The sequence below is a fragment of the Pseudomonas beijingensis genome, assembly GCF_030687295.1.
GTDB classification, from domain to species: Bacteria; Pseudomonadota; Gammaproteobacteria; order Pseudomonadales; family Pseudomonadaceae; genus Aquipseudomonas; species Aquipseudomonas beijingensis.
Window position 1 is genome coordinate 6,336,815 of sequence record NZ_CP117425.1, and the last position, 11,631, is coordinate 6,348,445.

The 11,631-nt window shown below is 55.0% G+C and carries 10 protein-coding genes and 2 pseudogenes; 11 read left to right on the plus strand and 1 reads right to left on the minus strand.

Going from position 1 to position 11,631, the window contains the following annotated elements; genetic code table 11:
- Positions 1–10: 10 nt before the first annotated feature.
- Positions 11–2,188 carry a lipase family protein gene (locus PSH84_RS28260; protein ID WP_305468871.1) on the plus strand — a complete coding sequence of 726 codons (2,178 nt, stop codon included), beginning with the start codon at positions 11–13 and terminating at the stop codon, positions 2,186–2,188.
- Positions 2,189–2,339: 151 nt separating this feature from the next.
- Here the strand turns inward: PSH84_RS28260 and PSH84_RS28265 are convergent, their stop codons facing one another.
- Complete coding sequence (locus PSH84_RS28265; RefSeq protein ID WP_305468874.1) at positions 2,340–2,522, minus strand: hypothetical protein; 183 nt, start codon at positions 2,520–2,522, stop codon at positions 2,340–2,342.
- On the opposite strand from PSH84_RS28265, the gene PSH84_RS28270 reads away from it, so the two are divergent.
- The 10 genes and pseudogenes from PSH84_RS28270 to PSH84_RS28315 all read left to right on the plus strand — a co-directional run bounded on the left by PSH84_RS28270 (position 2,508) and on the right by PSH84_RS28315 (position 11,445).
- Positions 2,508–3,623, plus strand: a complete 1,116-nt coding sequence (locus PSH84_RS28270) for a type IV toxin-antitoxin system AbiEi family antitoxin (RefSeq protein ID WP_305468876.1) — start codon at positions 2,508–2,510, stop codon at positions 3,621–3,623. The genes PSH84_RS28265 and PSH84_RS28270 overlap by 15 nt on opposite strands.
- On the plus strand, positions 3,608–4,513 hold the full coding sequence (locus PSH84_RS28275) for a hypothetical protein (RefSeq protein ID WP_305468878.1): 906 nt from the start codon (positions 3,608–3,610) through the stop codon (positions 4,511–4,513). Before PSH84_RS28270 ends, PSH84_RS28275 begins: the two co-directional genes overlap by 16 nt.
- Positions 4,514–4,537: 24 nt before the next feature.
- Positions 4,538–4,751 (plus strand): annotated as a pseudogene (locus PSH84_RS28280) (IS66 family transposase); the annotation flags it as partial.
- Between the two features lie 58 nt (positions 4,752–4,809).
- A pseudogene (locus PSH84_RS28285) lies at positions 4,810–5,389 on the plus strand (plasmid pRiA4b ORF-3 family protein).
- Between the two features lie 616 nt (positions 5,390–6,005).
- Positions 6,006–6,365 (plus strand): DUF6124 family protein, encoded by a 360-nt coding sequence (locus PSH84_RS28290; RefSeq protein ID WP_305468882.1) that lies wholly within the window; start codon positions 6,006–6,008, stop codon positions 6,363–6,365.
- A 455-nt stretch (positions 6,366–6,820) separates the two neighbouring features.
- Positions 6,821–7,378 (plus strand): hypothetical protein, encoded by a 558-nt coding sequence (locus PSH84_RS28295; RefSeq protein ID WP_305482077.1) that lies wholly within the window; start codon positions 6,821–6,823, stop codon positions 7,376–7,378.
- 77 nt (positions 7,379–7,455) lie between these two features.
- A complete protein-coding gene (locus PSH84_RS28300) occupies positions 7,456–8,475 on the plus strand; it encodes a hypothetical protein (protein ID WP_305468886.1) in 1,020 nt (339 codons plus the stop codon).
- A 64-nt stretch (positions 8,476–8,539) separates the two neighbouring features.
- Entirely contained in the window at positions 8,540–9,133 is a 594-nt protein-coding gene (locus PSH84_RS28305) for a hypothetical protein (protein WP_122567620.1), read from the plus strand.
- A gap of 167 nt (positions 9,134–9,300) precedes the next feature.
- On the plus strand, positions 9,301–10,332 hold the full coding sequence (locus tag PSH84_RS28310) for a histone deacetylase family protein (RefSeq protein ID WP_305468888.1): 1,032 nt from the start codon (positions 9,301–9,303) through the stop codon (positions 10,330–10,332).
- 12 nt (positions 10,333–10,344) lie between these two features.
- Positions 10,345–11,445, plus strand: a complete 1,101-nt coding sequence (locus PSH84_RS28315; protein WP_122567622.1) for a polyamine ABC transporter substrate-binding protein — start codon at positions 10,345–10,347, stop codon at positions 11,443–11,445.
- The last annotated feature ends 186 nt before the right edge of the window (positions 11,446–11,631 follow it).

The window sequence follows — 11,631 nt, forward strand, 5'->3', positions numbered from 1 at the left end:
GAGATCACGTATGACGTCGTTTCAAAAGGAATTGGAATCAAGGCTAAGCAATCGCATTTTGACTTGCCCTGCAGGGGGTAGATGGACCAGCTTTCAGCTCGTCGATGAATTGGGCTCTGGCGAGCCTTATGCGGGACTGTCCTATGTCGCTACCGATTCGGAAGGACAAAAATACCCCGGCAACCTGGATGCCACGGGTATCGGTAAAGTCACGAACCACTATGCCGGGCCGGTTGCCCTTGCCTTCGAGCAACAGTATCAAGAGCAGGAAAAGCTCTATATAGAACTTCAGCGTAGAGCCCACTACCCTCTCAAGATCACCGAACTGCAAGTTCGCGCCGAGCAAACCCGCTACCTGAACCCAAATGCCACCCGCACTCGGGAAAATCCGGCACAAGCCTGCGCAGATGATTTTTTCCAGGTAGAAGTTCGGCATCTGGTCAAGCATGTCGCCCATTTGCCCCCCGAGGTGTACCGCCATTACCCGCACCCGGCAGGGCCGGCACGGCTGATGGGCGAACATGGCAAGCTCGGCGTGGCCCTGATGCCGCACAGACACACGGTGCTTGAAATACGACCGTTGCGCGCCTTGCGTCCCATGCTGTCCACGCCCCCCGAGTTTTGCGTGCTCAACTTGTATCAACTGGCCCTGTTGTCGACGCTGACCTATTGCCCCTTCGGCCAGAAACCTGAAAAGGCGCCGATAACAACGCCGGTGAGCTTCACTCGGCAGCCAAGCGTGGGTAATTGGTTCGCCGACGCATTGGCCAAGTTCGAAGAACTCGGGGAGTTCTATCCGGGCCAGACAAAGCCCTACTACCCGCTGTATGAAGACGTGCCCTACTCCAGACGCCTGGAGATCGTGCCCTTCGACCCGGCGCTCTACGCGGTCAATGATCCCGCATTGGGGCTGCGTCAGGAACATCCCGCCAAAGTCCATTTTCTCGACGACACCGGCGAGGAAAACAGTACAAATACCCAGGCCTACATCACCCACAACGATGAGCTGATCCTGATAGCCGTGCGCGGCACCCAGCAACTCGCCGACTTCCTGCGCGACGCCGATGCACGTCAAGTGCCGTTTGAAGAAGGTGTGGGCCAGGTGCATCGAGGATTCTATGGCGCCGCCAAAAAAACTGCGGCCTTCGTGACGCGTTATCTGGACCGGTTCTACGCAGGGCAAAAACTGCTGATCTGCGGCCACAGCCTGGGCGGCGCGGTGGCCTTGCTACTCGCAGAAATGCTGCGGCGCAGACCGGAAGGCTACACCCTCCAGCTCTACACCTACGGCGCCCCCCGCGCCGCTGATGCCACCTTCACAAAAAACGCCGAAGCCCTGGTGCATTACCGAATGGTCAACCACAACGACCCGATACCCAGCGTGCCCGGCAGTTGGATGAATACCCAGAGAGGCGTTTATGGCACAGGGTTGGCCCTTGCATTCGCCAACGTACCGGTCGGGCTTTCCGTATTCGTCGCGGGCATCACTCGCTGGACGGGCGAACCGTATGAACACCACGGCACCTTGCGGCATTTCCTGCCGGTGGAATTCGGTCGCAAGGAACGCTCCTCCATTCTGTGGATGCCCCGTTGCGACACCATCACCCAACACGCCGCCTGCGACGTGGCCCTCGAACATAAACATGGCCTGCCGGACCGCCCGGCCCTACTGGCCCAACTCATCCAGACCGGCAACCACTTCATGGTCCCCAGCTACATCCCCGCTTGCTGGGCGACCTTGCGGCGCTGGCAGCAAGCGCAAATCAGCGGAAGTACGCTGGTGACAAGACGCGAATATGAATGGATCGACAATGCACTGGCGCGGATTACCCAACAGTTGCGCGATGAAGAGCGTCGCCTGGCGGGAAGGAGCGCGCCCAATGGACGTAGCGAAGGCGCCCTCAACGTTGCGCTCATCCGCGAGGTCGACAAGCTGCACAGTACGCGCGCGCGCCTGGCGACACTGCGTACCGCGTCGGTGAGGGAAAAAGACGTCTATGGGAGCTTGTCGGAACAACCTGAGCAACTGGCCCACAACCTGGCTCGCTGGCAGGCGCATCCGGAGAACAGGGTGGCGGAGCAACTGGCGATGGCACCGGCCATGGATGACGGCAGTGAATTGATCCGTGGTGGTCACGGGTATGCCATTGGTGAACCGTATACGCTGGATCTTGATTCCATCATTTGACCGGCGCGGCTGCCAACCTACGGCGGCTGCGCCCGAGGCGTCGGACTGACTTGAGCGCAAACAAGCTCTGTCGCCACGGACCGCGTACGTCTTCAGATTAGGTATGCAGCTCTACTGCCTTCTCGAAGGACGGCTAATTTCCTGAGGATCACTAGCTACAAGCCCATTCTTGCTCGCCAAGAGCTTTACAGATCAAAAAATGATCTTTTTTAGGTTGAATGCTATATTTAGCTGCCCAGCTAAATATTGAATTTAAGCTAATATATTGCTCAAGCTGAAAGTTTTGCTGGGCAGCTAAAGATGGGAAAGGAGCTAAGATATGGAAAAACATCATGATTGGAGCTCCAAGCTTGAGAGTCAGGTCTTGGATAGCTTAGGGCACAGTCTCACTGACGCTTTTGGGCACGAGGCGCGCCTTAAAGTGCACGCAGGGCATGAAGGTCTAGCCGCAGGCCCTGATGCTGTGATCGAGCTGAGCACGTCAGCTAAAGATCTACAGATTCTCGTCGAGGTCATTGGCAGTGCTTACCCTCGAGACATCCGAGACGCAGTCTGGCGCCTGGACAGTTTTGAACGAAATCGACTCCACGATATGGACAGTGTCCGGATGATTGCAGCGGAGTCGCTGAGCCCTGGCGCAAAAAAAGAATTGAAAGAGAGAGATATCGCTTTTTTTGAGCTAGGTGGAAGCCTCTACCTCAAGCATGACTCTTGGCTAATTGATATACAGCGACCATCAAAACCCAGCGCCTCAAGGCGAGCGTTACAGCTTTTTACAGGTGCTCGCGAAAATGTCATTCATTCGCTGCTAGTGCACAGCCATGAATGGCTGACGGGCACTGAGCTATCAAATTTAGCAGAGACCTCTCAATACACCTGCTCCCTGGTGCTTCAAGAGCTGACTCAGCGCGAATGGTGCGAATCAGTAGGTGGAGGTCCAACCCGACGCAGACGATTGATCAACCCAGGAGCGTTACTCGACGCGTGGGCCGAGCAATGGCAGGCACGAGCACGTGAGAATTCATCCACTTGGTATACGTTTGTGGAAAGCCCAAAGCACCTGCTTGCACGGGTTGCAGAAACAGTTGCCGAAAAGCAGATCGATTTTCCATGGGCATTCACAGGGACCGCTGCTGGCAACGTATTCGCACCATTGCTAACAAGCACAGACACTGTCGACCTGATTGTCCCTAAGGGCTATGCAGAAGACATGGCCGATATGCTCAGGCTCAAGCCCGCAAAAAAAGGGCCGAACGTCACCATCACAGAGCGTGAAGGCGCTAGCTTGCTGTTTAGGCAGTCCCATCCCGAATTCCCTGCATATTTTGTAAGCCCATACATTCTGTATCTCGATCTCCTTGATGGTCGAGGGCGAAACAAAGAGCTGGCTGAGCACATTAGGAAATTTTTGGAGGTTGAATGGGCAAGGAATTGAAACCCCGCACGGCTGCGGGGTACGACGTTGATATGACAAACGCCTGTGAGAGGACCTTACTCACACTACTCAGTGCGTTTGGTAATTTGAAAGACACATTGCGCTTAATCGGCGGCCTAGTGCCTCGCTACCTGACCCCAGAGGCACCACCAGAGGTGCCAATGCATGCGGGTACGTCTGATGTAGACCTTGTGCTGAACCTAGAAGTCCTGGCGACCGGCAACGAATACGCCAGCCTTGCCGATCAGTTGAAGGCGCGAGGCTTTGTACGTTGGGTCGAGGATGGAAAACCAACGTCTTGGAGATGGCGCAGACAAGTTGATGAGCATATTGAGGTCGTCGTAGAGCTACTACGTGATGCCGGTGACGAGCAACCTGGAAAGGCCGTGAGCGTTAGCGGCGAGCAGGTCTCAGCACTGACCATCAAACACGCCAGAATCGTGCACGACTGGTATCAAGAAAAAGAGGTCGGTGCTCAACTGCTCGACGGCGGAGGAATGTCGGTCGACATCATACGGTTTGCAGACGTGCCTGCATTTGTGATTCTGAAAGCTATTGCCCTTGACCAGCGGCAAGAGAACAAAGATGCAGCGGACCTCATCCATGTAGTTCAATACTCAGGCTCACTTGAAAACGTGGCCAGGCTTTTTGTTGAGCGAATTCGCACGGGGCAGCATGCAGAGGCCGTGAGCGATGGGTTGGCTGCATTGGCCCGGCGCTTTGGCGACGATAAATTCAGCGATGGGTTTGAAAAGGTAGGGTCAGTCGCATACGCACGGTTTCATGGCGGCGAAGATGAAGACGATCTGATTAGCGCACAGCGCTATGCGGCAGGCTTGATTCAAGGTTTGCTCGCAGAAATCGAAGCTCAAATGGCGAAAGCTACCTGACTCAGGCTGTCCACCACCAAAGCTCACTGCGATGATGGTCGAGTCGAAATCGACAATAGCTACGCCGAACGGGCATTGCGCGCCGAGGCATCGGGTCGCAAATTACCTGTTTGCTGGTTCCGACGCCGGCGGAGAACGAGCCGCTGCGACATACAGCCTGCGGGGTTCGACCAAACTCAACGGCCTGAACCCGCAGGTCTTGACCTACGTACCGGAACGCATCGCCGAGCACCCGATAGCTGCCGCCCTGAGACGTGTCTCTCACACTCACAAAACACTGCGAGGCTGCCTGACCCATGGCTAAAATTGTTCCCTTGCCTAAGCCCGAGCGCGACTTGTTGCTCCTGCACATCGAGCTGAAGTGGATGACTCCAACGATTTGGCGTCGGTTCGCAGTGCCTGAAAACATTACCTTGGGCAGGTTGCATCAGGTGATCCAGATCGTGATGGGTTGGGGCGATTACCATCTGCATGAATTTGAAATTGCCGGTGAGAATTACGGCGTGCCCGATCCTGATGGCTGGGGGCCGCCGGTGAATCTGGAAGCTCGTAAAACACTGATCAAGGCACTGAACGGAAAGCGGACATTCAATTATCTCTATGACTTCGGTGATGAGTGGCATCACCGTATCAAGGTCGAAAAAACCATTACCCGCTACTGCCTGTCCTCAAGTGCCGTACTGCCTCGAGGGCGCCAATGCCTGCCCACCGGAAGACGTGGGTGGAGGGCCGGGTTACGAAGTGTTTTTAGAGGCCATGACCAACCCCGAACATCCCGAGCACGACGCTACGGTGGAATGGTACGGGGAGATCTTCGACCCGACGTTCTTTGATTGCGAACGCGTGAACCAGTGGTTAAAACGGATCAAGGTCTGAGTGGCAGGCGGGTGTAGTGCGGATGCTTACCTCAGATTAGGTAGGTAACGTGCTGCCGCCATCGCGAGCAAGCTCGCTCCCACAGGGGTTGGCGGTGTGTGCTCATTCTGGGATCAGCTCGGGACGGTCAACGACGCTCAACCTGTGGCGAGGGAGCTTGCTCCCGCTGGGCTGAGTAGCAGCCCCAAAACGGCCGGCGCATTCCTACAGAAAAACCGCTGCCCCACCGGGTGAGAGCCACGCTTCCTCGCCCCGAATCCTGGGCATTACGAAGGCTTGTTTATTCTCCCACCGCCCCCCTTCCACCAAGCTACGAATCCTTGCGCCATTGCCTACAACTACGCCAGAATCCGCCCGCTTGTGCGCCTTGCCCATGGGTTCTATCGTTTCCCTGCCACTGCCCATCAGTGGTCGGGTTTAGTAGCCCGAGGTTGTGTCAGTAAGATGCACGAGCACTCCATCCAAACAGGTTCCTAACCTGTCCTTGATGGTGGCTGTGCGCAGGGCGCTTCGGCGCGCCGGCAATGCTGATCTCCCCGGTCTACTAACCTGCGTACAGCCGCCACCCTTCTTTTAGTAGGGAAGAGGTTGCGGCTTAACCATGGAGTATCAGCACATGTTCAAGCCAACACCGAATCCCCCCGAAGCAGATCGCAGCTCTGCGTCCACCAAATCCAAAACTAAGAAACAAGACGAAGCAGAAAGGCGCGCCTTGGATTTTTACCTGCAACCGAAACCGGAAAAACCCGAAGATGCATCCAAACCGGGCCAGCTCTTCACCGTGGCAAAAAACGCCGACAACGAATGCCTGCTCGCCAACCTCAGCGAAAACCTGGCATCCGCCGACGCGATGATCAGCAACCTGGCCTTCGACCTGGAAGGCCCCCGCCGCCACATCGCCCTCGGCATCCAGCAATTGATCGAGATGAGTTCATTGCTGGCGAACCGAGCGCTGGATAACGTCGACCCTCGCTAACCGCTACACCACCCGTGGCGAGGGGATTTATCCCCGCTGGGTGGCGAAGCCGCCCCAAAACAGGCTGGCGCATTTCTTCGGAAATACCGCGTCGGCCGGTTTACGACGGCTGCGCCGCCGAGCGGGAGCAATCTCTGGCCACGGACCGTGTACACCCTTAGTCCGGGCATATAACGTGCTACCGCCATCGCGAGCAAGCTCGCTCCCACAGGGGATTGGGGCTGGGTACCCACTCTGCGACCACCTCGGGATGCTTAGCGACCCGGCCTTTGCGCTGAGTGGTTTCGCAAAGCCCTACGCGCCTTGGAATAAAGCGCGTCGCAAATCAGTCGAGATTCACTCAATAAAAAAGAACCATATTATTATTTATGAACCAATCTTGATAATTTGGTTTTTAAGGCGCAGGATGATTCCATCTCCTCTGCTTCGGAGGAACGCTACTGGAGTTGTTCCCTATGAGCGATGAAAAGGCCGAAACGGTCTCCTACACCCTGCGCAACCTGAGCAGCAGCTTGGACAAGACCATCGCCGCTGTGGCCAGTACGCTTGGCAAATCGAAAAACACCTTGATCCTTGAGACCTTGGAGCGGGAGTTTTACAACTACATCACCACCTACGCCCGGTCGAATTTGCTGGTTTCGGCGATGGATGCCGAGCTGGCGAAAAAATTCGGAATCGAGATTCTTCCGGAGTGGTATGAAAGCGTCCACACCATCCAATATGACCGCTACCTCAGTACCGAACTTAAATTGGACAGCATCGATAAGGTGGATGCTGTGTTCAAGGGGAACCTCCCGTTGCTTGAGTTGCGTGCCAAGCAGTTGGTAGACAAGGGTTACCTGAAACTGCCACGGGGCATCTCCTTGACGTTCGCCTTGTTCATCGAAATCGCCAAGCAAGATGAGGTGCTTGTTCGCAAGATTCACAAAGGACTGTTCGGAATCAGTGAGAACTTCTACGAATACGTGAACGACATTCGTAAAGCCCTTTCGCTTCCCGCTATCAAGCCCTGAATAGCCAATGCCAGAGCTACACCTCATTCACCCTGCTGATTTCGTTCACCTAATAGATGAACAAGGAACTATGACGCATGCTACTCGACCACCTTAGTGAAATTACCGACAACCAACACTACCTTGTAAAAACAAGTATTCACTACGACGAATACCTGCACTCGCTAAATAAAATCCTCAACGCTCTTCAGGCTAAAATAGGCGAGAAGAAAATCAATCGTCTCATCCGAGACAAATTACAAGTTCGCGCCGGAGCTTTTAACGAGAGTCAATATATACAGGCTGCCTGCGAGCTGACAGCCATGAGCGAGTTCATCGACTATCCAGATGCGGCATTCGTCTACGAAGATAAAATCACTCCCCCTAAAGACGTAGACTTCAGCGTAACGGTCAAAGGAAAAAAATATAATCTGGAAGTAAAATGTGCCTCTTACAAAGATGAGACACGCCTCCCTGACGAAGTGACGCTTACGTTTTCAAATAGAATGCCAATCCGCGAACAGGCGCTTGGAGAGGTGGGTGAGCGCCTGATGTCGAAAGGCAAAATTGTCAAAGAAGGGAAAAATCTAGATAACGTAATGAAAGATTTTCTTGAGTCCACCCAAGAAAAAGTCAAACAATGCAGAACAGACGACACCAATATATTAATTGTATGCTGTCACGACGAAATTGACATGCAGCTGTGGCGTGGGTACCTATTTGGGGAGGGTGGATTCTTTACTGAAAGCAGCCCAATCGGACACGAACGATTCGATCACGTAGATTTCGTTCTATTCACCAACACTTATAACAGACACTTCCAATATTTCAATGATCCGAGGGTATCCAATCACTGGAGCCTCTCTTCCTCTTTTAATTTACTGTACCCGAACAGATTTTCAAAAAAAAGCAAGTCTATATCCGTTGAAAGCGGACGAGAAAAGCTAAGTGAACTAAATAAAATATTTCCCAACCACAACATAAAATTCGAAGACTACCTGAAGAACCAGGAAGATGTTCCTTCTGGAGAAAAAAAAGCGACGAAGAGCTTCCTTGGCGTTGCTTGGTACGCCGACAAATTCAAGGCCAACAGTGTTTTTTATTTTCGACAGAGCTGAGTCACGCGCCCTTATGTGATCAAGACATTATCAATGACAAGCAAGACCACTTGAGTACCTGTAAATGGCCACTGTTCCTGACGTTTTCATTATTGAAACATTAAACCCTGACGATGAAGGCAATGGTCGCTTCGAAGGCAGCGTTATTTCTTCAGTCTTGAGGCTACACGAAAAAAAACCAATATACTGCTATGTCAGGACGCGGGATCAGTTCATCGAAGCTGTTACAGAGTTCGGAAAGTCGAGATATCGGTACCTACACATCTCAGCTCACGGGAACAAACATGGATTATTTACCACCAATCAGGACAAGGTGAGTTATATAGATCTTGCAAAAATCCTGGCACCTCACCTGAAGAAACGTCGCCTCTTCTTATCCGCTTGTTCCATGATCCATGAAAAATTTTTATCTGCACTTTTCTCTACTACCGAATGCATCTCAATTGTGGGACCTCGCAAGGCATTATACTTTTCTGACGCAGCGGTGACTTGGCCCGCCATTTACCATCTTATGTTTTCTGAAGATACTAAAGGCATGGCTCAAGCTCATCTTAAAGAACAGCTAGCCCATGTCCGCGCTCTTTTTAAAATCGACCTGGCTTATTGCTCAAAATCAAAAAAGAAATGCGGCTATACTCATAATCTCTTGCCTGATTAACACCGCCCCCATGCCCCAACCCCGCGCACACCCGCGCCAACAAGGGGCGATTTACGGTCAAACCTTTTGGCCATTTCGATCCCCTTTTGGCCTCTCCTGCCGTTCTCCAAAACCCCGCACACCGCAAGACTGTGTCTAAACCGACCAGCCTTGCGGAGAACAAAAAAATGCTGACGATCTACTCAGACGATCACCACCTGCACCACGGCCGCTGCGAGTTGATGGACGGGCAATTGATGCCCTGTTTCGAGATGCCGTCCCGGGCCGATCATGTGTTGGAGCGGGTCAAGACGCAGGGGCTGGGGCCGGTGGAGGCGCCGCAGGATTTTGGCTTGGGGCCGATCCAGCGCATCCACAGCGCGGCGTACCTGGAATTCTTCAAAGGCGCTTGGGACCGCTGGGCCAAGTACAACCGCGACGGCGATTTGTTGCCCTTCACCTGGCCAGCGCGGACCTTTCGCACAGTCATACCCACCAGCCTGCACGGCCAACTGGGTTATTACAGTTTCGACGCCGGCGCGCCGATCACCGCTGGCACGTGGCAGGCGGCCTACAGCGCCGCGCAAGTGGCCCTCACCGCCCAGGCGGACATCCAGCGTGGTGCGCGCAGTGCCTTTGCCTTGTGCCGCCCACCGGGGCACCACGCTGCCGGTGATTTGATGGGCGGTTATTGCTACCTCAACAACGCCGCCATCGCCGCCCAGGCCTTTCTCGACCAGGGCCATAAGAAGGTCGCGATCCTCGATGTGGATTACCACCACGGCAACGGCACCCAATCGATTTTTTACGAGCGCAGCGACGTGTTGTTCACGTCGATCCACGGCCATCCGGAGGCGGAGTTTCCGTTTTTCCTGGGCTATGCCGACGAGCATGGCGAGGGCGAAGGTGAGGGTTTCAACTTCAACTATCCTTTGCCGGCGGGCTCAGGCTGGGACACCTGGAGCGCGGCGCTGGAGCAGGCCTGCGGGCAAATCCGGGGTTACGACGCCGACGTCATCGTCGTGTCCCTGGGCGTGGACACCTTCAAGGACGACCCTATCTCGCAGTTCAAGCTCGACAGCCCGGACTACCTGGCGATGGGCAAACGCATCGCGGCGCTCGGCAAGCCGACGCTGTTCGTGATGGAAGGCGGTTACGCGGTGGCAGAAATCGGCATCAATGCCGTGAACGTTCTTGAAGGTTTCCAAAGCGCCCCATGAGGAAATAACAGCATGAACAGACTCAAGCGTTTAATGGCTCCAGCCGTGTGCGCCGCGCTGCTTTGCGGCGCTGTCCAGGCCGAGGAACGCACCTTGCGCGTCTACAACTGGTTCGACTACATCACGCCCAAGGCCTTGGAGGATTTCAAGGCGCAGAACAGCCAGGTCAAGCTGGTCTACGACATCTTCGACACCAACGAGGCCCTGGAGGCCAAGCTGCTGACGGGTAATTCCGGCTATGACGTGGTGGTGCCGTCCAACGTGTTCCTGGCCAAGCAGATCGAAGCCGGGGTGTTCCAACCCCTGGACCGCAGCAAGCTGCCGAACTGGAACCACCTCGATCCCAAGCTGATGAAGCTGATCGAAGCCAACGACCCGGGCAACAAGTTCGCCGTGCCCTACATGTACGGCACCATCCTGATCGGCTTCAACCCGGACAAGGTCAAGGCCGCCCTGGGCGACAACGCGCCGGTGGACAGTTGGGACCTGATCTTCAAGGAAGAGAACATCAGCAAGCTCAAGCAGTGCGGCGTGGCGCTGCTCGATTCGCCGTCGGAGATCCTGCCCCTGGCCTTGCAGCACCTGGGCCTGGACCCCAACAGCAAGAAGCCGGCGGACTACGCCAAGGCCGAAGCGCTGATGATGAAAATCCGTCCGCACATCACCTATTTCCACTCATCCAAGTACATGGCTGACATCGCCAACGGTGATATCTGCGTGGCGGTGGGCTACTCCGGCAGCTTCTCCCAGGCGGCCAACCGCGCCAAGGATGCCAAGAACGGCGTGACGGTGGACATGCGTCTGCCCAAGGAAGGCGCGCCGATCTGGTTCGACATGCTCGCCATCCCCAAAGGCGCGAAAAACCCGGACGACGCCTACACCTTCATCAACTATTTGCTGCAGCCGCAGGTGATTGCGCCGGTGAGTGATTTTGTCGGTTATCCGAACCCGAACAAGGACGCCACCGAGATGGTCGACCCGGCGATCCGTGGCAACCCCAATCTGTACCCGACTGAAGCGGCCATGACCACGCTCTACACTTTGCAACCGTTGCCCAGGGATGCCGAGCGTGCACGCACGCGTGCCTGGACGCGGATTAAATCTGGACAGTGAGGTTGACTGCTTTGTGAGCGCTTCGCGCTCAAGCGGGAGCAAGCTCCCTCGCCACGGGGTTGGCGTGCGCCATAGGAGTACGGCGCGCTATACATAGTTACCACCTTCCCTGTCTTGTGCCGCCCTAGCATGGAGTCCCCCAGCGTTTCGCTCCGGGACTCCACGTCGCACAAGTCAGGGAGACTC